Source organism: Pseudomonas beijingensis, assembly GCF_030687295.1.
GTDB classification, from domain to species: domain Bacteria; phylum Pseudomonadota; class Gammaproteobacteria; order Pseudomonadales; family Pseudomonadaceae; genus Aquipseudomonas; species Aquipseudomonas beijingensis.
Map to the genome: position 1 here is coordinate 3,882,233 of NZ_CP117425.1, position 21,975 is coordinate 3,904,207.

The 21,975-nt window shown below is 62.7% G+C and carries 21 protein-coding genes; 6 read left to right on the forward strand and 15 right to left on the reverse strand.

Annotated features, from left to right (window positions below):
- Positions 1-36: 36 nt before the first annotated feature.
- Entirely contained in the window at positions 37-708 is a 672-nt protein-coding gene (locus tag PSH84_RS17535; protein ID WP_122566457.1) for a GntR family transcriptional regulator, read from the reverse strand.
- Between the two features lie 239 nt (positions 709-947).
- On the reverse strand, positions 948-2,114 hold the full coding sequence (locus tag PSH84_RS17540; RefSeq protein WP_305481448.1) for an MFS transporter: 1,167 nt from the start codon (positions 2,112-2,114) through the stop codon (positions 948-950).
- A 136-nt stretch (positions 2,115-2,250) separates the two neighbouring features.
- Here PSH84_RS17540 and PSH84_RS17545 point away from each other — a divergent pair, with 136 nt between their 5' ends.
- On the forward strand, positions 2,251-3,657 hold the full coding sequence (locus PSH84_RS17545) for an aminotransferase-like domain-containing protein (RefSeq protein ID WP_305481449.1): 1,407 nt from the start codon (positions 2,251-2,253) through the stop codon (positions 3,655-3,657).
- Positions 3,658-3,899: 242 nt separating this feature from the next.
- Entirely contained in the window at positions 3,900-6,047 is a 2,148-nt protein-coding gene (locus tag PSH84_RS17550) for a TonB-dependent siderophore receptor (RefSeq protein WP_122566460.1), read from the forward strand.
- A 51-nt stretch (positions 6,048-6,098) separates the two neighbouring features.
- On the opposite strand, the gene PSH84_RS17555 is transcribed toward PSH84_RS17550, so the two are convergent.
- Entirely contained in the window at positions 6,099-6,833 is a 735-nt protein-coding gene (locus PSH84_RS17555) for an SDR family NAD(P)-dependent oxidoreductase (RefSeq protein WP_305481450.1), read from the reverse strand.
- Positions 6,834-7,139: 306 nt separating this feature from the next.
- Positions 7,140-7,346 carry a tautomerase family protein gene (locus tag PSH84_RS17560; RefSeq protein WP_003202537.1) on the reverse strand — a complete coding sequence of 69 codons (207 nt, stop codon included), beginning with the start codon at positions 7,344-7,346 and terminating at the stop codon, positions 7,140-7,142.
- A gap of 128 nt (positions 7,347-7,474) precedes the next feature.
- Here PSH84_RS17560 and PSH84_RS17565 point away from each other — a divergent pair, with 128 nt between their 5' ends.
- The gene (locus PSH84_RS17565) at positions 7,475-8,398 is read left to right on the forward strand and encodes a LysR family transcriptional regulator (RefSeq protein WP_305481451.1); all 924 of its coding nucleotides are present in this window, start codon (positions 7,475-7,477) and stop codon (positions 8,396-8,398) included.
- Positions 8,399-8,580: 182 nt separating this feature from the next.
- Here PSH84_RS17565 and PSH84_RS17570 read toward each other — a convergent pair whose 3' ends face one another.
- Both PSH84_RS17570 and PSH84_RS17575 read right to left on the reverse strand, forming a co-directional pair.
- Positions 8,581-9,015, reverse strand: a complete 435-nt coding sequence (locus tag PSH84_RS17570; RefSeq protein ID WP_122566463.1) for a nuclear transport factor 2 family protein — start codon at positions 9,013-9,015, stop codon at positions 8,581-8,583.
- A gap of 340 nt (positions 9,016-9,355) precedes the next feature.
- Entirely contained in the window at positions 9,356-10,252 is an 897-nt protein-coding gene (locus PSH84_RS17575) for a LysR family transcriptional regulator (RefSeq protein ID WP_122566464.1), read from the reverse strand.
- 90 nt (positions 10,253-10,342) lie between these two features.
- Between PSH84_RS17575 and PSH84_RS17580 the strand changes: the two genes are divergently transcribed.
- The 3 genes from PSH84_RS17580 to PSH84_RS17590 all read left to right on the forward strand — a co-directional run bounded on the left by PSH84_RS17580 (position 10,343) and on the right by PSH84_RS17590 (position 14,585).
- The gene (locus tag PSH84_RS17580) at positions 10,343-11,752 is read left to right on the forward strand and encodes an MFS transporter (protein ID WP_122566465.1); all 1,410 of its coding nucleotides are present in this window, start codon (positions 10,343-10,345) and stop codon (positions 11,750-11,752) included.
- On the forward strand, positions 11,749-13,023 hold the full coding sequence (locus PSH84_RS17585) for a glucarate dehydratase family protein (protein WP_305481452.1): 1,275 nt from the start codon (positions 11,749-11,751) through the stop codon (positions 13,021-13,023). Before PSH84_RS17580 ends, PSH84_RS17585 begins: the two co-directional genes overlap by 4 nt.
- A 377-nt stretch (positions 13,024-13,400) precedes the next feature.
- Positions 13,401-14,585 (forward strand): porin, encoded by a 1,185-nt coding sequence (locus PSH84_RS17590; protein ID WP_122566467.1) that lies wholly within the window; start codon positions 13,401-13,403, stop codon positions 14,583-14,585.
- A 146-nt stretch (positions 14,586-14,731) separates the two neighbouring features.
- Here PSH84_RS17590 and PSH84_RS17595 read toward each other — a convergent pair whose 3' ends face one another.
- The 9 genes from PSH84_RS17595 to PSH84_RS17635 all read right to left on the reverse strand — a co-directional run bounded on the left by PSH84_RS17595 (position 14,732) and on the right by PSH84_RS17635 (position 21,808).
- Positions 14,732-16,228, reverse strand: coding sequence for a nitrite reductase (locus PSH84_RS17595; RefSeq protein ID WP_305481453.1), 1,497 nt, complete (start codon positions 16,226-16,228; stop codon positions 14,732-14,734).
- Positions 16,225-17,067, reverse strand: a complete 843-nt coding sequence (gene cobA / locus PSH84_RS17600) for a uroporphyrinogen-III C-methyltransferase (protein WP_305481454.1) — start codon at positions 17,065-17,067, stop codon at positions 16,225-16,227. Before cobA ends, PSH84_RS17595 begins: the two co-directional genes overlap by 4 nt.
- A gap of 37 nt (positions 17,068-17,104) precedes the next feature.
- The gene (gene nirJ / locus PSH84_RS17605; protein WP_122566470.1) at positions 17,105-18,286 is read right to left on the reverse strand and encodes a heme d1 biosynthesis radical SAM protein NirJ; all 1,182 of its coding nucleotides are present in this window, start codon (positions 18,284-18,286) and stop codon (positions 17,105-17,107) included.
- A gap of 67 nt (positions 18,287-18,353) precedes the next feature.
- The gene (ahbB, locus tag PSH84_RS17610; protein ID WP_122566471.1) at positions 18,354-18,923 is read right to left on the reverse strand and encodes a siroheme decarboxylase subunit beta; all 570 of its coding nucleotides are present in this window, start codon (positions 18,921-18,923) and stop codon (positions 18,354-18,356) included.
- The gene (locus tag PSH84_RS17615; RefSeq protein WP_122566472.1) at positions 18,898-19,341 is read right to left on the reverse strand and encodes an Lrp/AsnC family transcriptional regulator; all 444 of its coding nucleotides are present in this window, start codon (positions 19,339-19,341) and stop codon (positions 18,898-18,900) included. Before PSH84_RS17615 ends, ahbB (PSH84_RS17610) begins: the two co-directional genes overlap by 26 nt.
- Complete coding sequence (ahbB, locus tag PSH84_RS17620; protein WP_122566473.1) at positions 19,334-19,846, reverse strand: siroheme decarboxylase subunit beta; 513 nt, start codon at positions 19,844-19,846, stop codon at positions 19,334-19,336. Before ahbB (PSH84_RS17620) ends, PSH84_RS17615 begins: the two co-directional genes overlap by 8 nt.
- Positions 19,843-20,301, reverse strand: coding sequence for an Lrp/AsnC family transcriptional regulator (locus PSH84_RS17625; protein ID WP_305470797.1), 459 nt, complete (start codon positions 20,299-20,301; stop codon positions 19,843-19,845). The genes ahbB (PSH84_RS17620) and PSH84_RS17625 overlap by 4 nt, the downstream gene beginning before the upstream one ends.
- A 2-nt stretch (positions 20,302-20,303) precedes the next feature.
- Entirely contained in the window at positions 20,304-21,482 is a 1,179-nt protein-coding gene (locus tag PSH84_RS17630) for a cytochrome D1 domain-containing protein (RefSeq protein ID WP_305481455.1), read from the reverse strand.
- Positions 21,479-21,808 carry a c-type cytochrome gene (locus tag PSH84_RS17635; protein ID WP_305481456.1) on the reverse strand — a complete coding sequence of 110 codons (330 nt, stop codon included), beginning with the start codon at positions 21,806-21,808 and terminating at the stop codon, positions 21,479-21,481. The genes PSH84_RS17630 and PSH84_RS17635 overlap by 4 nt, the downstream gene beginning before the upstream one ends.
- Positions 21,809-21,975: the final 167 nt, after the last annotated feature.

Sequence of the window (21,975 nt, forward strand, 5' to 3'; positions counted from 1 at the left end):
TGTCGCCGATGACGAAATCGGCACAGTGCCAGCCCATCAATGGCTGGAAGGCAGGAACTTGAACAAGGTCTCGCAGACTCCTGCGATGTGTTCGTCCAGCAGCGCCACGGCCCGTTCGACATCACCGGCGCGGCAGGCCTTGATGATTTCCCGGTGCTCATGATCGGCACGGTCCTTACCGGCTGACAGGCTCATCTGCATGCGCAAGTACCGCTCCAGCTTGTCGTGGACCGAGCGAATCAGACTCACCATGAACGGCCGTTGCGCCGGCTCGTAGAGGCACGCATGCAGTTGCCAGTTCAATTCGGCCCAACGGCCCACGTCGTCTTCACCGACGAACTCCTGGCAGATGCCTTCGGCGCGGACGAAGGTGTCTTCGGTCATGTTGGGGATCGCCAGGCGCAGCACTTTGTCTTCCAGGAGCATGCGCACCTCGAACATCTGCGCCAGCTCCGCCTCGGAAATGCGCGTCACCATCGCCCCGCGATTGCGCTGGAACATCACCAGGCCCTCGGCCTCCAGACGCTTGAGGGCTTCGCGCACGGGGATCTTGCTGACGTTGAACTGGCGGGCGATGTCATCCTGGCGAATCGGCTCGTCCTCGGCAAAGTGTCCGGCCACGATGGCATCGCGCAGGTGGCGGGTGATGATTTCCGAGGTGGAAGGGGTGTTGCCCAGGTCGGGCAGGTTGAACTTGGATAAAGTCACGGCGGCGGGTCGTTCGGCTTAGGTGGGGATATGGTATACGACTTTGCCGGGGTGGTCCTTGAAGCAGGCGATGAAGCCGCCAAGGGTACGGAAACTGTGGCGAGGGGATTTATCCCCGCTGGGCTGCGTAGCAGCCCCAAAATGAGCAGCTCCTATCTGCCTGACACACCGCAATGTCAGGCTTTAGGGCTGCTGCGCAGCCCAACGGGGATAAATCCCCTCGCCACAAGGTTTTGTGCTCAGCAGTGGGACAGGCGAGTCCCATAAGCCTCTGTCCGGACGATGCGCCACCCAGTGACCGACGCCCCCGCCAGCAGCGCCAGGCCGAACACGATCAACGCCACGTCAGCGCCAAAAGCGTCAGCCAGCAGCCCGGTCACCACCACCGGGATGCTGAACCCGACATAGGCGAACAGGAAGAACCCGGCGCTGACCCGGGCTTTCTCCGCCCCGGCCATGGCCGTGATAGCTGACAAACCACCGAGGTACAGGAAACCGTAGCAGGCGCTGCTGGCCCCCAATGCCCCCAGCAGCACGGCGAGCAGGGAGCCGGCGCTCGCGCCCCAAGCCAGCAGCGCGTAGCTCGCCGGCAGGATCAACAGGCCCAGACCTGTGGCCCTGGCCGGCGGCATGCGCCGCACCCAAGGCTGGAAGAGCAAGCCGCAACTGATGACCGTGAAGGTCGATAGACCCGACCAACGCTGCAAATCGTGGGTCGCCAGTACAGACGGCAATAGGGCGATGACCAGGCCCGAGGTCGCCCAGGCCAACAGCATGGAAAAACTGTAGGGCAGGCTGCCGGCGGGAAACAATGGCAGGCGCAGCAGCGGCGCGTCTTTGATTTTCAGCGCTGGGTCCGGGAGCCGCCAGACCACGACAATCGCGATGGCGGCCAACATCAGTTGCAACCAGAAGCTGCCGGGCGTGGCGCTGTGATGGACGAACAGGAACAGACTGGTCAACGCCGCGCCCAGGCCAAAACCCAGGGAGGTGCTGGCAGTGACCCGGTTGGCCGGCGAGCGGGTATCGCCGGTTGCCATGAGCTCGGTCATATAGGCAGTCGACGTGGCCGAGGCCAGCCCCGTGCCGACCCCCATCATCAAGCGTGCCACGCCCAGCGCCACCAGGTTCGGCCAGAGCAAGGTCACCAGCGTCGCCAGCATCGACAGCCCGAGCGCGACCAGGATCAACGGCTTGCGGCCCACTCGGTCGGCCAACCCACCGAACGCCAGCAGGACCGGCAGCACCCCCAGCACATAACCGGAAAACGCCACCGCCGTGGCGCCGGCCCCGTAGCCGGATAACTGCGCGTAGGTGGTGTACAGCGGCGCCTGCAGGTTGACCGAGAGGGTGATCAGGCAGAGGCCGAAAGCCAGTCCCCAGGAATGTCGATGCTGTGGGTTCAAGGGTGTTCCTTAAAGGTGTGCATGAAGTCCCGAGGACTATCACCGCCAGGCACAACGCAAACAAGAAACAGACCCAGGCCATTTGTGTTTAACTGTTTGCTAAAAAATAGAGAACACTTAGCCAAGAGTGCCCGCCGTGGACCTGAAGATTGATCGCAATGTTTCCGAGCCCTTGATCCGGCAGCTCGTGACGCACCTTACGGGCTGGATCAACGCCCATGGCATACGCCCCGGCGCGCGGATGCCGTCCATTCGCCAGTTGGCCCGGGAAAATGGCCTGAGCCTGTCGAGCGTGATCAAGGCCTATGACCAACTGGTTGCCAGCGGGGTGCTGGAGTCTCGGCATGGCGCGGGCTTTTTTGTCGCGCAGCAGTTGGCCCGGGCGGTGGAACCGGTACCTGAAACGGATAACGCGCCGTGGCGGTTGTTCGACAATGAAGCGACGCAGCTCAAGCTCGGTTGCGGCTGGCTGCCCGACGCCTGGCGTGACGACACCGACCTGGGCCAGGCGATCCGCCAGGTGGTGCGCAGCGACAACCACGCGTTGTTCAACTACAGCACCCCGCTGGGCTCGCCTCAGTTGCGCCTGCACCTGCAAAAACGCCTGGGCCTGATCGACATTCACGTCGACCCGGCACAGATCATCACCACCCAAGGCGCCAGCCAGGGCCTCGACCTACTGGTGCGAACCCTGCTCAAGCCCGGTGACCTGGTGCTGGTGGAAAGCCCCGGCTATTACAACCTGTTCAATCTGCTGAAGCTGCACGGGGTCAAGACCGTGGCGGTGCCCAGAACCGCGCAAGGCCCGGACATCGCCCGCCTGGAACAGCTCCTCGGCGAGCACAGGCCCTCGTATTTCTTCATCAACAGCATGTACCAGAACCCCACCGGCACCAGCCTGGCGCCGAGCGTGGCCTATCGTCTGCTGCAACTGGCAACGGCCCACGACTTTCGCCTTATAGAGGACGACATCTACGCCGATTTCCAGAATGGCCCGACGTCCCGCCTGGCCTCCCTGGATGCCCTGGACCGGGTGATCTACCTGGCGAGTTTTTCCAAGACGCTGTCCAGTTCGCTGCGCATCGGTTACGTGGTCGCCCAGCCCGACATCATCCAGCGCCTGGCCGAAGTCAAGATGATTACCGGCATCGGTTGTTCGCTGCTGGCGGAAAACGTGGTGGCGACATTGCTGGCCAACGGTGCTTATCGCAAGCTGATCCAGCGCTTGCGCCAGCGCCTGAACAAGCAGATGGCAAGTACGCTGCGCCAACTGGACCCGACTCACTGGGAGGTGTTTGCCGAGCCGATGGGAGGCTTGTTCGTCTGGGCCAGGCCGCGGTGCCTGGCGGCACAGCGGGTGCAGCAGATCGCCCGGGAGTTGCAGGTCCAACTGTCTCAGGGCTCGATGTTCCTGCCCCAGGGCGAGGCGTGCGATTGGTTGCGGTTGAATGTGGCCTATACCCAGGATGTGCGTGCGCAGACGTTTTTCCAGCGGGTGGCGCAGGAGTCGATTGCGGTGGGGCAGCAGGGTTTGGGGAGATAGTCCTGGCGTCATCGCGAGCAAGCTCGCTCCCACAGTGGATCTTCGGTGGATACAAGTTTAGTGATTGGTTCGGATCCCCCTGTGGGAGCGAGCTTGCTCGCGATAACGGACTGACCGGTCACAAAAAACATCAGTGTTAATGGGAATAGATATCAAACGACAATGAGTTGCTGTATCTTTCGCGACACATTTTTGTCAGCCTCCCGATGTGGGTGGCTTGTTTCCATTAGGATTGTGCATCGATGCGTCGGATTCTCGTTTCACTGTGTGTGCTCCAGGCTTATTCCGTTCCTACCTGGGCCGAAGAACCAATCCCTGCCAAGCCGGCCTCCCTTGAGTTGCAAGCCACGGATATCGTCGGTAATGCCGACTATGAATCAGCACAAGGCCCGGTGAAGGGCTATCACGCCACCCGTTCGGCCAGTGCCACCCGTACCGACACCGCGATCCATGAAACCCCGCAATCGATTTCCGTGGTGTCCCGCGACGTGGTCGAAGACCTCAGCGCCACGCGCCTGCAAGACGCCCTCGATTACGCCGGCGGCGTAGGCCGGGGCAATAACTTCGGCGGCCAGGGACTGACCACCTTTACCGTCCGTGGTTTCACCACCGGTGAGTTCTACCGCAACGGCTTTCCAATCAACCGTGGCTACCCGAACATGCCGGACGCCAACACCATCGAGCGGCTGGAAGTCCTGCGCGGCCCGGCCACCATGCTCTATGGCCGTGGCGATCCGGGCGGCACCTTCAATGTGGTGTCCAAGCAGCCGCTGGCCGAGCGCACGGTGACCCTGGGCAGCCAGGTCAGCGACCAAGGGATGCGTCGCGGCACGCTGGACGCGTCTGGTCCGCTGGACGAAGAAGGGCGCCTGGCCTATCGCTTGAACGTGATCGGTGAGGGCGGTGACACATTCCGCGACCACGTCGAGACCGAGCGTTACGGCATCGCGCCGGTGGTGAGCTGGCAGGTCAACGACACCACGCGCCTGACCTTTGAAGGCGATTTCATGCGCAACAACGCGCCCCTGGACCGTGGTTTGACCCACTACGCCGGCCAGCGCGGCACCGCCTCGCGCGATACATTCTTCGGCGAAAAAGATGCGGGCAAACTGCACAACGACAACAACATGCTGCAGGTGCGTTTCGAGCACATGCTCAATGACGACTGGACCTTGGCCGGTGGAACCCAGTGGCTCGACGGCACCTTGCAGGGCAACGCGGTGGAAGGCAACAGCATCGGCGCCGATGGGCGCACGCTGAGTCGTAACTTCAATTACCGCAAGCTGGAATGGACCGATCGGGACACCCAGCTCAACCTCACCGGGCATTTTTCCACCGGCGGCTTCGAGCACACGTTGTTGACGGGTATCGAGTATGAAGACTACGACTACCAGTCCATCATCCAGCGATCCTCTGGCGCCGGCGGTGCCTACCCGATCGATATTTTCGATCCGGTGCATGGCCAGCCACGCCCGGCGTTGACGCGCACACCCACAAATGACCAGGAAAATCTCAAGACGTTTGGCGTGTTTGTCCAGGATCAGGTGGCGCTGACTGAGCGCCTGAAGGTGTTGGCAGGGGCGCGTTTCGAGCATTTCGAGCATGAGTACGAATCCTTCGTCCCTCAGGCTCGGCCCGGTAGCCGTAACTGGGACAAGACTGAAAATGCCGTCACCCCACGCCTGGGGGTGATCTACGATCTGACCGATACCGTTGCGCTCTACGCCAACACCGCGCGCTCGTTCAAACCCAACACCGGAGCCAGTCGCCAGGGTCAGGGTGAGGGGTTTAAGCCGGAAGAGGGCAAGTCCTACGAAATGGGCGTCAAGTGGGAAGCGCTGGATCGGCAGTTGAGCGTCGACGCGGCGATCTACCAGATTGAAAAGCGCAACGTACTCACGCCCGATCCGCTGGATTCCACCTTCAACGTGGCTGCCGGGGAAGTGCGCAGCCGTGGTTTCGACTTGAATGTGGCGGGCAATTTAACGCCAGAATGGCGTGTGATCGGTGGCTACGCGTATGTAGATGCCGAAGTGACCAAGGACATCAATATCCCGTCCGGCACCCGCTTGCTTAACGTGCCCAAGAACTCCTTCAGCCTGTTGAACGTCTACGAGTTCCAGGACGGTGGCCTCAAGGGTCTCGGCCTGGGCCTGGGCGCCAAGTATGTCGATGAGCGGGCCGGCAATACGGCGGCCACCACCTTTACCATGGACAGCTACACCGTTGTGGACCTGCTCGGCTACTACAAGGTCAACGAGCGGATCCGCCTCAACCTGGACCTGAAGAATCTGTTCGACGCCGATTATGAGGAAGGCGCATTTGGTGGCGTCTACGCCTACCCAGGCGCACCACGAACCGTGCAGGCCGGCATCTCCTACACGCTCTGAATCCCGTGCGTCATGAAAACCCCGGAGGTCCTGCCTCCGGGGTTTTTCTTTTTACCACTTGCCTGTGCTCATCCCGCCGTCCACCGGCAGTATCGCGCCGGTCGTGAAGTCAGCGCTCGCCAGGTACAACACGGCCTCGGCAATTTCCTCGACAGTGCCCACGCGGCCGGCCGGGGCCAGGTTGTCGAGGAAGTCGCGGTGCGCCGGGTCGTGCATCGGCGTGTCGATGATGCCGGGGGCGACCGCGTTGACCTTGATGTTGTGGGGCGACAGTTCCAGGGCCAGGGCGCGGGTCATCTGGTTGACGCCGCCCTTGATCAACACTGGCAGCGCCGCCGGCACCTGGATGTTCGGCTGCAGGGCCACGGCGGCTGAGATGTTGATGATGAAGCCTTGCTGGCGCCCGATCATGTGCGCGGCAGCGGCCTGGCTGGCGTAGACCAGACCCTTGAGGTTGGTGTCCAGCAGCGCGTCCAGATCCTGGGGGCTGTATTCGACGAAGGGTTTTGGCAGGAAGAAACCGGCATTGTTCACCAGCCCGTCAACTGCGCCAAACGCCTCGACGGCTTGGGCGATGAGGGCGGTTGAAGTGGCCGGGTCAGCAATGTCGCCGGCCACGCCAATGAAACCGGCCGGGTGGCCGAGCTGGGCGGCGGCAGCCTCCAGGCCGGACGGGGAGCGGGCATTGCCCACCACGTTATACCCCCGGGCCAGGAACGCCTTGACCAGACCGAGGCCGATACCGCTGGAAGCGCCGGTGATGATGACGGTTTTGTTGAGGCTCATGATTGACTCCTGATCACATTGAGTTGAACCGGTGCGCCTGTGTTGGCGGTGGTTGAGTTCAGGGTATTGATGCCTCAGGGTTTGATAAATAAGGCTTCTGGTACTTGAGTTGATACGCCATGTAATTAATGGCAAGGGCAACACATAACCCCTGTGGGAGCGAGCTTGCTCGCGATAGCGCCAGATCAGTCGGCATTGATGTGACTGACTCACCGCAATCGCGAGCAAGCTCGCTCCCACAATGTTCCCGGGTTGGCAGGCAGAAAAAAGCCCGGTCAATCGGACCGGGCTCGCAAGAGTGGAGCGTTATTCCTTGGGAAGACTTCGATACTGCGTCGTCGTCATCCCCGCGTATCCCCAGTTATCGGTGTCGACTTCCTCGATCACGATATGGGTCAAATGCGGATCCTTGCCCAGCACGCGCTGGAGGGTTTCGGTGATTTCGGAAATCACCTGGGCTTTCTGTTCACGGGTGACGCCGTCTCGGGTAATTCGCACATTGACGAAAGGCATGTTGCACTCCAGCTGGTGGGAAATGGACGCAGGACAATGCCCGCGTGTTGGAAGGCCACTGTATTTATATGCCGCAGACTGATAAACAGGCTTTTCGAAACTTCAGTTGATACGCGGTGTAATGAATCATGAAGCGTCATTTCGAAGACCTGCAGCTAGGCAGCATAGAACTGTTCTGCCTGGCGGCGGAGGCGGGCAGTTTCACGGCCGCGGCGCAGCTGGCGGGGGTGACCCCGGCGGCGGTGAGCCGCTCGATCTTTCGCCTGGAAGAACGCCTGGGCTCACGGCTTTTCGTGCGCACCACCCGCAGTATCCGCCTGACCGAAGCCGGCAGGACCTATTTCGAGCAATGCCGGCAAGCGCTGACGCAACTGGTCGAGGCGCAACAGGAAATGATGGGCGCGCAATCGGTGCCGTCCGGGCAACTGCGCATCAGCCTGCCCACCACTTACGGCCATCACCGCATCCTGCCCTTGCTGCCGGCCTTTCGGGCGCTGTACCCGCAAGTCAGCGTGGACCTGCACCTGAGCAATCGAAACATCGATTTTGTTGCCGAAGGTTATGACCTCGCCATCCGGGTGCGGGCCCAACCCGACTCGTCGATGATCGCCCGGCTGCTGGAAGACGCGAAACTGGTGGTGGTCGCCTCCCCGGAATATCTGCGTAGGGCCGGCACGCCCCAGGCTCTTGCAGACCTGGACGATCACGAGTGCATCCAGTTCGAATTGCCCAGTAGCGGGCGACGGATTTCCTGGTTGTTCAATGTCGAAGGCAAGGAAAAGGAGGTATTCGGCGAAGGGGGGTACTGTTGTTCGGACGATGTGCTTGGTGGCGTGACGCTGGCCAAACATGGCGCCGGTTTGTTCCAGACCTACAAGTTCATCGTGGAGCAGGAGCTGGCCAACGGGCAATTGGTGGAGGTGCTTGCGCCTTTCGCGGGTCGCTCACGTCCGTTTACCTTGCTGTATCCCCACGGCCGGTACGTGCCGCAGCGGGTGCGCGCTTTTGTGGATTTTCTGTTGCAGTACCGCCAGCAATGGGCCGGAGCCTGAAGCAAGGCGTCAGGGCTGAAAAGACATCCTTGTGGCGAGGGAGCTTGCTCCCGCTCGGTTGCGAAGCAACCGCAAAAAAGGGGCCGCTACGCCGCCCAGCGGGAGCAAGCTCCCTCGCCACAATGGATTACCACACGCTCAAATAATGCGCTTGCCGCAGAGGTTTCCGGCCCAGCCCCTTATCAGAACCGAAACGCCTGACGCCCGATCAGCAGCCACTTGCCATCCTTCTGCTTTTGCCAGATCTGGAAGTTCTCGATCTCCGTCGGCACCACCTCTGTGCCCTTGAGCGCCTGCGCCGAGAAATGATTGCGCACCAGCGCCACATCACCCGACAAGGTGATTTTCTGGTTCTTCATTTCCAGGGTCTTGAACGCACTCTTGCCCGTTTCAATGTCGGCGATGAAGGCTTTCTTGTCCTGGATGTTGCCGCTGGAGTGCCCGTAGGTCAGGTTCTCGGCGGCCAGCGCCTGGAGTTGGGGGATGTCTTTGTGCAGCATGGCTTGGGTCAAATGATCGACCGCCTGGGCCACTTCCTGCTCGGGCGATGTAGCGGCTGCCGCTGCATAGCCGCTGAACAGGCACAAGAAACCGATGACCAATGTCGCTTTTTTCATGGGGATTTCCTTGTTGTTGTAGGTATCAGGAACGCGAGCGAAGCGTGCTCGTCGGTCATCGTACAACTTGTGAGGGAGGACTGGAATAGGGCACAGGCAAACCCATCAGACACAGAGCTCAAGGGCGCTGGCCATGTGGCGAGGGAGCTTGCTCCCGCTGGATGTGTAGGAGCCGTGTAGGAGCTGTCGAGTGCAACGAGGCTGCGATCTTTCCCCAAACACTTGAATCTCAAGCGAAAGATCAAAAGATCAAAAGATCGCAGGCTTCGCCAGCTCCTACAGAGCCCAGCGGGAGCAAGCTCCCTCGCCACGGAAGTGCAGCTGGCGGTCGGAATCCGATTCACAACCCTTCCCGCACCGCCCCCCGAATCCCTTCCAGCAACATGGTGAACGCTGGGTTGTCGTTGTCCTCGCGCCACACCAGGTGCAACTCGCTCTGCACCCCTTCGCCCAGGTCGATCTCGCGAAATACCACCTGCTTGAACACCACGCTGGTGGCGCAACGCGGTACCAGGGCCAGACCCATGCCGGCGTTGACCAGCGCCAGGATCGTCAGCGACGACCCCAGCCATTGCACGAATTGCGGCGCGACCTGGGCCGAGCGCAGCATGCCGGTGAGCAGTTCGTTGAAGGGTGGGTAGGCGGCGTGGGAGTACATCAGGAACGGCTGTCCATCCAGGTCCTGGACGCTGACGGTTTCGGCGCTGGCCAGCGGATGCCCGGCGGGCACCGCCAGCACGAAGGGCTCGCGCACCAGGCATTCGGTGGCGTAGCCGGTTTCCAGCAGCGGTGAGCGGACGATGCCCAGGTCGATGCGCCGGGCGCGCAGGGCTTCGTGCTGTTGGTAGGTGTTCATCTCCGCCAGGACGATTTTGACCTGGGGTTGTTTCAGCCGGGCCTCGGCAATCACCTTGGGCAAGAACTCGTACACCGCGCTGCCGACGAAGCTGATGGTCACCGAACCGATGTCGCCCTGGGCGAAACGCCGGGCCGCCACGGCGGCTTGTTGCGCCTGTTCCAACAGGTTCTGTGCCTCGATGAAAAACGCCCGGCCGGCGGCGGTGAGCGCCACGCTGCGGGTGCTGCGGGTGAACAGCTCGACGCCCAGGTGATGTTCCAGCAATTGGATCTGCCGGCTCAGCGGCGGTTGGGTCATATTCAGGCGTTCGGCGGCACGACGGAAGTTGAGTTCGGTCGCCACGGTGGTGAAGCAGCGCAACTGGGCCAGTTCAAACATTGATTCAATCCGAGTATCAATCAAGTGCCAAGTTAGATTAGACGGGAACAATCCACCGCGTCCATCATCCTCCCGTTCCTCACAAAAACAATGATCGGGAGGCCCCCCTTGAATAACGTAACGGACTCCACCCATGACAGCACCCTGGCGCTCGCGGCGGCCAAGGTCAAACGTCATGTCCTGCCGTTGGTGGTGGTGATGTTCATCGTCAACTACATCGACCGGGTTAATATCGGCTTCGTGCGCAGTCACCTGGAAACCGACCTGGGCATCGGCGCCGCGGCCTACGGGCTCGGCGCCGGGCTGTTCTTCATCGGCTACGCGCTGTTCGAAGTCCCGTCCAACATGCTATTGCAACGCTACGGCGCGCGGGCCTGGCTGACGCGCATCATGTTCACCTGGGGCGCGGCGGCCATGGCCATGGCCTTTGTGCGAGGCGAGACCAGTTTTTATGTGCTGCGCTTCATCCTCGGCGCGGCGGAGGCGGGATTCTTTCCCGGCATCATCTACTACTTCACCCAATGGCTGCCTGCCAATGAGCGCGGCAAGGCGATGGCGATCTTCCTGAGTGGGTCGGCCATTGCCTCGGTGATTTCCGGCCCGGTGTCCGGCGCCTTGCTGCACATCAGTGGGATGGGCTTGCATGGCTGGCAGTGGATGTTCCTGATCGAAGGTTTCGCCTCCATCGTGCTGTGCGGGTTTGTCTGGTTCTGGCTGCAATCGCACCCGAGCCAGGCCAAATGGCTGACGGCTGAAGAGAAAACCGTATTGATCGCCGCCATCGCCGAAGAGCAACGGGCCCGGGAAGCCGCGCAAGTGGTCAAGCCGTCGATGTTCAAGTTGCTGGCCGACCGACAGATCGCGCTGTTCTGTTTCATCTACTTTTCCATCGCCCTGACCATCTACGGCGCCACGTTCTGGCTACCGAGCATGATCAAGAAGATGGGCAACCTGGGGGACTTCCAGGTCGGTTTGCTCAATTCCATTCCGTGGATCATTTCCATCATCGCGATGTACGGTTTTGCCGCCCTGGCCGGCAAATGGAAATTTCAGCAGGCCTGGGTCGCGGTGACGCTGGTGATCGCTGCGTTCGGCATGTTCATGTCCACCACCGGCGGGCCGATCTTTGCCTTCGTGGCGATCTGTTTCGCGGCCATCGGCTTCAAGGCGGCCTCGGCGCTGTTCTGGCCGATTCCCCAAGGCTACCTGGATGCGCGCATCGCGGCGGCGGTGATCGCCCTGATCAATTCCATCGGTAACCTCGGCGGCTTCGTGGCGCCCACGGCCTTCGGTTTCCTGGAACAGACCACTGGGTCCATCGAGGGTGGGCTGTATGGGCTGGCAATCACCTCCCTGGTTGCCGCCGTGGTGATTTTCTTTGCCCGCACCAAGCCGGGCCGCGATACGCCGAATTCACTGTCCGGCCGACCTGAAACCGTTGCCGGTCAACCGGAAAAACCTCAAGCCTTGAACCCTGGCCCATCGGGAGCCGTTGTATGAAGATCAAACGCGTCACCGTCACTCCCATCGCTTTTCGCGATCCACCCTTGCTCAACGCCAGCGGCATCCATGAGCCGTTCGCGTTGCGTTCGATCATCGAGATCGAGAGCGACAACGGTTACATCGGTCTGGGGGAGAGCTACGGCGATGCCCCGGCCCTGGCGATCCAGCAGCAACTGCAGAGCCAGTTGATCGGCCTGGACCCGTTCAACCTCAATCAGTTGCGGGCCATCGTCCAGGCGACCGTCGCCGCGCAGAAACCGGCCAGCGTTGCCGGTGCCGAACTGGCGCCGGGGTCCCACGCGAGCAAAGCGGTGAGCAATGCCTATTCGGCGTTCGAAGTGGCCTTCCTGGATTTGCAGGCCCATTACCTGAACGTGCCGCTGGTGGACCTGCTGGGCGGCGCGATTCGCGACGAGATCCCGTTCAGTGCCTACTTGTTTTTCAAGTACGCCGAGCACATCGATTCGCCGTACCCGCCAGACAGTTGGGGCGAAGCGCTCAACGAACAGCAGATCGTCGCCCAGGCCCGGCGGATGATCCAGGACTATGGCTTCAAGAGCATCAAGCTCAAGGCCGGCGCCCTTGATCCGGAGCATGAAGTCGCCTGCATCAAGGCGCTGAAACAGGCCTTCCCTGGCTACCCGTTGCGTATCGACCCCAATGGCAACTGGTCCCTGGAAACCTCGATTCGCATGGCCGAGCTGCTGGGGGAGGACCTGCAGTATTACGAAGATCCGACGCCAGGGCTGGAAGGCATGGCCGAGCTGCACAAGCGCACGGGGCTGCCGCTGGCGACCAATATGGTGGTCACCGATTTTGATGAGTTCCGCCGCAGCGTGGCGCTGAACAGCGTGCAGATTGTGTTGGCCGACCACCATTACTGGGGCGGCCTGCGGGACACCCAGGTCCTGGCGAAAATGTGCAACACCTTTGGCCTGGGCGTGTCGATGCATTCGAACTCGCACCTGGGTATCAGCCTCATGGCCATGGCCCACGTGGCGGCCGCGGTGCCGAACCTGGACTACGCCTGCGACACCCATTACCCCTGGCAGGAGCCGGATGAAGAAGTGATCAAGGGCGGCAAGCTGCCGATTGTCGATGGCTGCGTGAAGATCACCCGGGCGCCGGGCCTTGGCTTGGAATTGGACCGGGATCAACTGGGTAAGCTGCATGATCAGTTCCTCAGCTGCGGCATCCGCCAGCGTGACGATGTGCGGCAGATGCAGCGCTACCGGCCGGATTGGAAGACCGTCAAGCCGAGGTTCTGATACACCGCAGAGGGGCCTGTGGGAGCAAGGCTTGCCCGCGATGAACGATAACGCGGTCCGGCTGTTCGACTGCGGCGCGGCTATCGCGGGCAAGCCTTGCTCCCACAGGTATCTCCACAGGTCTTGCTCTCACAGAAAAATCCCTCCCACATCCCTAGGCCCCCCTGCGGCCCACACCCAAAGTACCGCACCCGCCAGCCTCGACGTCTTACACCCAAACTGCCGCGCCCGCCTGCATCGCAGTCTTACGTCCAAACTGCCGCGCCGGGCCCGAGCTTCCAAAGCATCCGCCAATTGCCTCCAAGGCAGCGTATGACGCGCCCTGGCGCCTTTCGATAATCGCCTCCGACATCCCGTCCCCTGTTGCGGAGCGCGCCATGCACAACAATAAAAATACCTGCCTGCGTTTTTTACCTGCGGTCATCGCCGGTCTTTCCAGCCTGGGCCTGACGCCTTGGGCCAACGCTGAAATCATGCTGTACGACAAGGACCAGACCACCTTTTCCACCGACGGCTACATCAACGCCTTTTACGTCAACAGCGACGTGGACCGCGCCGGTGAGCAGTACGACCGTCGGCAGGCGCGGGTCAAGATGGGCTTTTTGCCCAACTACCTGGGTTTCAACATGGGCAAGCAGGTCGATGACCTCAAGCTCGGCGCCCGGGCCTCGTTCTGGGTGACCATCAACGACAGCGAAACCAACGGCACCGACACCGCCATCGACGTGCGCCAGTTCTACGGCACCGTGGCCAACCCGGAGTGGGGCGAGGTATTGGTCGGCAAGGACTTCGGCCTGTTTGCCCGCTCCAACATCCTGCTGGACGAACTGCTCGCCGGTTACGGCCAGGTCAGTGACACCCTGGGGCTGGTGGACGGCGGTGGCGTCTCGTTCGGCAACATCGGCAGCGGTTATCCGTACCCGTTCCCGACCTCGCAGATCACCTACCGCACGCCAGTGATGGACGGGCTACGGGTGGCGGTGGGGATCATGGACCCGGTGGACACCAACGACAACAGCGCCACCGGCAAGGCCTACCAGGAAAACCCGCGCACCGAGAGCGAGATCACCTACCAGTTCGACCTGGGCGGGGCGAAGATCTACAGCTGGCTCAACGGCAGCTACCAGACCTCGGACAACACCGACTCCACCGTCGAATCGGTGACTTCCAAGGGCCTGGGCTATGGCGTGCAGGCGAAGATGGGTGGGTTGTCCCTCACCGGCTCGGGGTTCCAGGCCAAGGGCATCAACCCGTTCTTCACCAACAACGCCGGTGAAGCCACCCTGCGTAATGTCGACAGCAAGGGCTACCTGTTGCAGGGCTCGTACAAACTGGGCAAGAACCGCCTGGCGCTGTCCTACGGCAAGACCGATGACGACGGCAACGGCGTGGTGGGCAGTGGTGCCGATTACGAAACCCGGGGCATCGCGCTGTTCCACGACATCAACGACAACCTCAAGCTCGTGGCCGAGTACAACCAGTTCGAAATCAACGGCCACGACACCAGTGCCCAGAATGAAGACACCGATACCTTTGCGGTGGGGGCGGTGCTTACCTGGTAAAGGGGACGACGCTGTCTGTGGGAGCAAGGCTTGCCCGCGATAGTCGCGCCGCGGTCGAGCAGCTGAACCGCGTTATCGTTCATCGCGGGCAAGCCTTGCTCCCACAGGCCTTTGCTATTGGGGGCTGCGCATCAGCCCCCTTTTTTTCAGTGGGACGTCCCCTCGGCAAACTCGATCTTGTTGCCGACGTTGTACTTGCCCGAAGGCTTGTTCATGGGCAGGCGCTTGATTTCCTTGAGGGTGTCGCTGTCGTAGACGATCAGCGCGCCTTCGGTGTCCCAGATACTCAGCAACAAGTAACGCCCGTCGCGGGTGAACTCGACGTGGGCGGCGGTCTTGCCGGGCATGGGCCGCAGGGTGTGGGCGATTTCCAGGGTCTGTTTGTCGATCAGGTGAATGGCATCGTTGTCGGGGCCGAAGAATACATCGGTCCAGGCGTAGCGGGAGTTGGCATGGCTGCGCAGGAAGAAACCCGGCCCCAGGGTGGGGATCTGCTGGATGACTTTCCACGTGTCGAAGTCGATCACCGAGATCAGCCCCTTGCTGATGTTGGGCGTGGCGAACACCCAGTGCCCATCGCGTTTCCAATAGGTCCCCGAGCCCAGGTGCGGCATGCCCGGCAGCGCGATATCAGTGACGATCCGTCCTGTGTCGAGGTCGATCACCTGGCCGCCCTGGGCCTTGCGCGAGGTGGCGAGCAATTGCCGGTAATCGGGCGAGAAGGAAAAATCATCGAGGTAATCCTCGGCCTCGATCCGCCGGGGCACGAAGTCCGGGTTCGGCCCGGTGGACAGCTCCCAGACCTCTTTCACGTCTTTCAAGGCCACGATGAAGCTGTCCCGCGGCGGCGCGGTATAAACCGCACTGACCCGCGAGGCCTGGCCGTTCAGCCCAACCGTTGCAACCGTCTTGACCAGCGACAGGTCACGGGCATCCAGCACCACCACGTTGCCCGGCAGGGTGTTGCCCACTAGCACCCAGCGCCCGTCCTTGCTCACCGCCAGGTTGCGGGTATTGAGCCCGGCCCGCACCTCGGCGATGAGCGTGAGGTTGTGCAGGTCATACAGGCTGATCCAGCCGTCCCGGGAGGCGAAATAGACGAAGCGTCCGTCCGGCGAAAACTTCGGTCCGCCATGCAGCGCGAAGTGTGAGGCGAAGCGCGCCAGGACCTCGAAGCGATCGCCGTCGACGATATCGACGTGATGGTCGCCAGCCTCCACCACCACGAACAGGTTCAGCGGATCGGCGTGGTGTTGGGGTTTATCGGGCAGGGCGACGACATCCGCCAGCAGGCGATGGCTGCGGCGTGTGTCGTCCTCGCTCCAGGTTGGTTCGACGGCGGGCGGACGCTGGAGATAGTGGGTCAGGCCATCGATCTGGGCAGGCGTCAGCACCGTGCCAAACGCCGCCATCTGGCTGGCCGGGCGGCCATTGGCGATTACTTGGCGGATCTCGTCGGGCTTGATCCGGCTCAGGCTCTGGGGCAACAGCGCCGGGCCGGCAGCGCCGATGCGATTGACTCCGTGGCACTGCTGGCAGTGTCGCTGGTAGTCCTGCTCAGCCAATGCCAGGTCCGGCTCAGGCACCGTGGCACCCTGGACGGCGCCGATCCACAGCAACGGAGCCAGCCAGCCGATCCTCATGATGCCACCCTCGCGATACCCGGCTGAACCAGCGTGACCGGGTGCAGGCGTGCCGGATGCTCCAGCAACTGATGGGCAAACAAACCGACTACCTTGCCGATCACCGTCAAGGTCGGTAGGCCTTCGGCGCAGGCCCGCGACATGTCCGGCAGTTGCTGGAGGGTCCCGCGCAGGACCTGCTGGTCGGGGCGCGTGCCGTTGCTGATCAACGCCGCCGGCGTGTCAGCCGCCAGGCCCGCAGCCATCAGCCGAGTGGCGATGGTGCCGAGGTTTGACAAGCCCATGTAGAACACCAGGGTCTGGCTGTCATCCGCCAGGCTTTGCCAGGGCAGGTCCAAGTCGCCTTCGCGTTGCAGATGACCGGTGATGAAGCGACAGGAGTTGACCAGGTCGCGATGGGTCAGAGGAATGCCGGCATAGGTGCTGCAACCGGCCGCGGCGGTGATGCCGGGCACGACTTGGCAATTGATACCCCGGGCCAGGAGATACTCCAGCTCCTCGGCACCGCGACCGAAGATGAACGGATCACCGCCCTTGAGCCGCACTACCCGTTGTCCCTGATCGGCCAGGTCGGCCAGCAGTTCGTTGATTTGTGGCTGGGGCAGGCTGTGGCAACCGGCGGCCTTGCCGACGTAGTGCCGGGCGCAGGGCAGGGGGATCAGATTGAGCAATTGCGGGCTGATCAAGCGGTCGTAGACCACCGCGTCGGCCTGCGTCAACAGGCTCCAGGCGCGCAAGGTCAACAGGCCCGGGTCACCGGGACCGGCGCCGACCAGGGCGACTTCACCCGGTCTGAAGGGCGATTGCAGGGCAGCGGGCAAAACGATGGAGGCAGGCATGGGACTTCCTTGGTTCGTCATCAGGTTCGCCGTTGGGTTATCGGGCGCAGGGCATCGCAACGCTGGGAATCGCGTGCAGGCCAATTTCGTCATCGCTGAGGTGGCAGCCGGGGTCCTGGCCCCACAGGTCGCCGTCGGCCCAGGCGCGGGTACGGGTATTGCCGTTGCAGATGTCCAGCCAGCGGCATTGCCCACAACGGCCGCCCACGGCTCGAGGGTGTTCGCGCAGCTTCAAGAGCAGGGCGTCGGGACGCTCCAGCCAGAGGCTCTTGAACGGCGTCTGGCGAACGTTGCCCACCGAGTGCTGCCACCAATAGGTGTCGGGGTGGACCTCGCCGGTGTTGTCGATGTTGGCGATGCCGCTGCCCGACGCATTGCCGCCCCAGGCCCGCAGCATCTGCTCCAGTGCGGCGTAGTGGTGGGGCAGGTGCCGGGATACCCAGTGCAGCAGCAGGATTGCATCGGCGTCGTTGTTGCCGCTGACGAAGTCACTGTCGCGGCCTTGTTCGATGTCGTGCCAGGCCCGCTCGAAGATCAAGGTCATGGCCTCGCGACTCATTTGCTGGTGGGCATCGAGTTTGCGACTGCGCTTGCCGCGTCCGCTGTAGTTCAGATGCGACAGATAGAATTTCTGTACGTCGTATTCATTCATCAAATCCAGCAAGCGCGGTAACTGGGTATGGTTTTGCTGGGTGAGGGTGGTGCGCAAGCCGACCCGGATGCCTTGCTCGCGGCAGAGCCGGATGGCCGCCATGGAGCTGGCGAAACTGCCCTTGAGCTGACGGAATTCATCGTGGGTCGCTTCCAGGCCATCGATGCTGATGCCCACGTAATCGAAGTTCGCCGCCGCAATCTGTTGAATATTGGACGCGTCGATCAGCGTGCCGTTGGTGGACAGGGCGAGGAAAAAGCCCTTGCCGCGGGCATAGGCGCTGAGCTGGAACAGATCGTCGCGCAGCAGCGGTTCACCACCGGACAGGATCAGCACGCGCACCCCAGCGTCATGCAGGTCGTCGATGACCTTGAGCGCTGCAACGGTGTCCAGTTCATCGCGAAACACGCTGTCGGCCGATGTCGCATAGCAGTGCTTGCAGGTCAGGTTGCAACGCCTGAGCAGGTTCCAGATCACCACTGGCGGACGGGGGCTGCCCGGTGGCGCGACGCGTGGGGCGGGGCAGTGCCCGGCCAGGGCTCGCAGGTAGTGGCTGATCCTCAACATAAGTCGCTCCGTGGGAGCAAGGCGTGGTGGGAGCAAGGCTTGCCCGCGATGAAGCCGATGCGGTCCTTCATAAAACCGACGCCCCTGTTTGGCGAGCAAGCGTTGCTCCCACAGGCGTCAGGCGCAGGCCGGTTTTTTTCAGGATGCGGCTGCTCACCAGCATGTCGTCGCCGGTGCAGGCGTCCCCCAGCAGGTAGCGCAAGTGTTCACGGTAACTGTCGATTTCTTCGCGACTGCGGCCATGGACCATGGCGAACAGGTTGTAGCGCCAGCCGGGCCGACGCGGGCGCCGGTAGCAGTGGCTGACGAAGGGCTGCGCCCCCAGCAGGGCGCCGAGGCGCGAAATGTCGGCATCGGCCACGTCCCAGACCGTCATGCCGTTGTGGCGATAACCCAGGCGGTAGTGATTGGGCACGGCTGCGATGCGCCGGATCGCCCCTTCGGCTTGCAGGCGCTTGAGCAGGTCGAGGGTGGATTCCACGTTCAAGCCCAGTTGCTCGGCCAGCCAGGCCCAGGGGTCTTCGAGCAAGGGCAGGCCGGCCTGGGTCAGTTCCACCAGGCGCAGGGCCAGGGGTGTTTCATCCCGCCGTGGCGGCGCTTGCCACGAAGACTCAGACGGGGAAATACAGGCCGACATGGTAGGTCTCCTCTTTGGGCAGGTTCAGCGGCACCAGGCCGGTCAAATGTTCGATGCGCAGCAGGGTGTCGTGGATCGCCTGTTCGCTGGGGCAGGCGAGCACGAACCACATGTTCCAGGTGTGCTCGCGGCGGTAGTTGTGGGCGACTTCGGGCATGTCGGCGAGCAGCTCGGCGATGGTGTCGAAGCGCGGCTCGGGCACCGCCAGCGCCGCCAGGGTGAACGCACCGCCCAGGCGATCGATGTCGAACATCGGGCCGAAGCGGGTGAGTACACCGTCGTTGAGCAGCTCATGCAGGCGGTCGAGCAACTCGCTACTGCTGCTGTCCAGCTCCTGGGCGAGGGCTTGCCAAGGGTGGCGCACTAGGGGCAGGCCCAGTTGCAGGCGATTGATCAGGCGGCGGTCCAGGTCATCCATCGATACGGGCTCCGGCCGGTGCGGCGAAACGTCCACCGCATTGCTTGAACAACTGCGTGCTGAACAGCAACTGGTGGGGCAGGTCGTCCAGCAGATGTTCTTCAAGCAGCGCCTGGACCTGAGCCTCGACACGGTCACGCTGGCGCCCGTGGATCATGCAGAACAGGTTGTATTGCCACTGGGGCAGGCGCCGCGGGCGCTGGTAGCAAAGACTGATGCCGGGGGCCTGACCGAGGCGACGGCCGACTTCATCGACCAGGGCGTCCGGCACGTCCAGCACCAGCATGGCGTTGGCGGCAAATCCCAGGGCGCGATGGTTGACCACCAGGCCGACGCGCCGGAACAGCCCCTGTTCATGCCAGCGCTGCACCTGCTCGAGCACCTGTGGCTCGCTGGCTTCGATCTGCTCGGCCAGCGCCTGGAAGGGACGCGGTGTCAGGGGCAGGCCGGTTTCCAGTAGACGGCGCAGTGCCAGTGACTGTTGCTCGCTCAGGGCGTTTTTCATGAGATGGCCTCCAGGGCAAAGCCCAGGTCGATGCGGTAGGCGGTGAGCATGGGCAGGTCCAGTGGCGTCAGACCGGTGTCGCGTTCCAGTTCCTGGAGGATGTTGTCCAGGTGCGCCCGGTTGGGGCCGGTCAGCACGAACCAGAGGTTGTAGCGATGCTCCCGGGCGTAGTTGTGATTGACTTCCGGGTATTGGCTGACGCGTGCCGCTACCTGGTGCAAACGCTCTTCGGGCACGGCCAGGGCGGCGAGGGTGCTGGCCCCGGCCCGGGTGTGTTCGAACACCGGACCGACCCGCGATAAGGTCCCGGCGACTTGCAGGTGGTGCAGGCAGTTGATGACCTGCGCCTCGCTGCAGCCCAAGGCCTGGGCCATGGCTTGATAGGGCTCGGCGCACAACGGCAGGCCATGCTGGAATCGATCGATCAGGCGCCGGGCCAGTGAGTTGGGTGTCATGGTCAGTACCCCGGCTTGTGCGTACGGCTGCTGAAGAAAATGCCGCTGGGGCTCAGGGCCGACAGGCTGCCCAGGCGCTCGAGCCGATACGGGTCCCAGACCTGGACCTCGCCACCGTCCCGGGCCGACAGCCACAGTTGGTCGCCCCGGGCGGTGAACTCCATGTGCAGCACGGCCGGGCCGGGCCGCAGGTCGGCGACGATGGCGTGGGTCTGGGTGTCGATGACCTGGACGCGGTCGTTGTCCGGGTAGGCAAAGTTGACCCACAGCTGCCGGCCGTCCGGTCGCGCCGTGACGAATACCGGTTGGCCGGCCACGGCGATGGCGTCGGTCTGCTGCCAGTCCTGGGCATTCATCACCAACACCTGGTGATGCCCGACGGCAGGCACGAAGGCTTGCTGGTCGGCCAGGGCCCAGCCTTCCAGATGCGGCATTTTGTACACCGGGAGTCGCGCCTGGCCGCGCCCGTAATGCCCCAACACCCGTTTCACCCCGCGCTCCGGATGCCAGAGATCGAGTTGGGCCATGCCGTCTTCACCGAACAGCCCGGCCATGTAATAGCGGCCGTCCGGGGTGATCAGGGCGTCGTAGGGTTGCAGCCCGATGGCGGTGAAACGCTCGATGCGCGGGGTGAGGCCCTGGCTGAAGTCGGCGGTCCAGATTTCGCCGGTGTCGAACAGGCTGAACACGAAACGTTGTCCCGGCGCATCCACCAAGCCGACCACCCGTGAACGTTTTTGGCCGCCGGGCAACGATGTGGCCGGGATGTCGGCGACTTGTTCCAGGGTCTGGGCATCGAACACCTTGACACCACCGGGCTCGTAGTTGGAGACGGCGATCAGCTTGCCGTCCTGGCTGATCGCGCCGCCGATGCTGTTGCCGCCCTGGATGATTCGGCGCTCGATGCGCGCGCCCAGCAGGTCGACTTTGCTCAGGCCACCATCACGGCCGAACACATAGGCGTAGCGCTGGTCACGGGAGAACACCACCGAGGCGTGGGATAAATCGCCCAGGCCTTCAACGCGGGCGAGGGCGGTGCGGGTGTCGCTTTCGATGATTTGCAGGCTGCCGCTGGCGCGCTCCACCACCACGCCCAAGTCGCCGGTGCCGCGCAACGGTGTCTGGGCGCAACCGCAGAGCAGCAGGGCGATGGCCGTGGAGGACAGGAAGGAACGGATCATGAGGCGGGTTTTCCTTGAAGGAGCCGGTCCACCAGCCAGCGAATGTCGTCGGGCGCAAGCAACGCTGCCCAACCGGGCATGGCACTGCCGGGCCGTCCGAGGGTGACGGCGGCGATGAGGCTGTCGCGTGATTTTCCGGCCAGGGCTTCGTGGGTCAGGGGCGGGCCGAGGCCGCCGGTCAGGTACAGGCCGTGGCAGGCGCCACAGTCCTGGTCCAGCAGGTGTTGCAATCGAGCCTGGCGCTGGCTGTCGGGAGCGGCCAGCGCGCAGGTGGAGAAAACCAAGAGGAGGGTGGTCATCGAGGTGGTGAAGCGGTGTCGTTCCATGACGTCCTCCTGATCAGAAAATAAAGTCGGGCGCGGCCCCTGTGGTGAGGGGATTTATGTGGGAGCAAAGCTTGCTCGCGATACAGGCGCCTTGATCCTTGAAAGACCGCATCGCAGCCATCGCGGGCAAGCCTTGCTCCCACATAACTCTCCTCGCCACAGGGAGA

What these genes read in the sequence shown, in the direction of transcription:
- PSH84_RS17550 (WP_122566460.1), top strand. Translation starts at nt 3,900, where the DNA reads ATGCGTCGGATTCTCGTTTCACTGTGTGTGCTCCAGGCTTATTCCGTT.
- PSH84_RS17555 (WP_305481450.1), bottom strand. Translation starts at nt 6,833, where the DNA reads ATGAGCCTCAACAAAACCGTCATCATCACCGGCGCTTCCAGCGGTATC.
- PSH84_RS17560 (WP_003202537.1), bottom strand. Translation starts at nt 7,346, where the DNA reads ATGCCTTTCGTCAATGTGCGAATTACCCGAGACGGCGTCACCCGTGAA.
- PSH84_RS17565 (WP_305481451.1), top strand. Translation starts at nt 7,475, where the DNA reads ATGAAGCGTCATTTCGAAGACCTGCAGCTAGGCAGCATAGAACTGTTC.
- PSH84_RS17570 (WP_122566463.1), bottom strand. Translation starts at nt 9,015, where the DNA reads ATGAAAAAAGCGACATTGGTCATCGGTTTCTTGTGCCTGTTCAGCGGC.
- PSH84_RS17575 (WP_122566464.1), bottom strand. Translation starts at nt 10,252, where the DNA reads ATGTTTGAACTGGCCCAGTTGCGCTGCTTCACCACCGTGGCGACCGAA.
- PSH84_RS17580 (WP_122566465.1), top strand. Translation starts at nt 10,343, where the DNA reads ATGATCGGGAGGCCCCCCTTGAATAACGTAACGGACTCCACCCATGAC.
- PSH84_RS17585 (WP_305481452.1), top strand. Translation starts at nt 11,749, where the DNA reads ATGAAGATCAAACGCGTCACCGTCACTCCCATCGCTTTTCGCGATCCA.
- PSH84_RS17590 (WP_122566467.1), top strand. Translation starts at nt 13,401, where the DNA reads ATGCACAACAATAAAAATACCTGCCTGCGTTTTTTACCTGCGGTCATC.
- PSH84_RS17595 (WP_305481453.1), bottom strand. Translation starts at nt 16,228, where the DNA reads ATGAGGATCGGCTGGCTGGCTCCGTTGCTGTGGATCGGCGCCGTCCAG.
- cobA (WP_305481454.1), bottom strand. Translation starts at nt 17,067, where the DNA reads ATGCCTGCCTCCATCGTTTTGCCCGCTGCCCTGCAATCGCCCTTCAGA.
- nirJ (WP_122566470.1), bottom strand. Translation starts at nt 18,286, where the DNA reads ATGTTGAGGATCAGCCACTACCTGCGAGCCCTGGCCGGGCACTGCCCC.
- ahbB (WP_122566471.1), bottom strand. Translation starts at nt 18,923, where the DNA reads ATGTCGGCCTGTATTTCCCCGTCTGAGTCTTCGTGGCAAGCGCCGCCA.
- PSH84_RS17615 (WP_122566472.1), bottom strand. Translation starts at nt 19,341, where the DNA reads ATGGATGACCTGGACCGCCGCCTGATCAATCGCCTGCAACTGGGCCTG.
- ahbB (WP_122566473.1), bottom strand. Translation starts at nt 19,846, where the DNA reads ATGAAAAACGCCCTGAGCGAGCAACAGTCACTGGCACTGCGCCGTCTA.
- PSH84_RS17625 (WP_305470797.1), bottom strand. Translation starts at nt 20,301, where the DNA reads ATGACACCCAACTCACTGGCCCGGCGCCTGATCGATCGATTCCAGCAT.
- PSH84_RS17630 (WP_305481455.1), bottom strand. Translation starts at nt 21,482, where the DNA reads ATGATCCGTTCCTTCCTGTCCTCCACGGCCATCGCCCTGCTGCTCTGC.
- PSH84_RS17635 (WP_305481456.1), bottom strand. Translation starts at nt 21,808, where the DNA reads ATGGAACGACACCGCTTCACCACCTCGATGACCACCCTCCTCTTGGTT.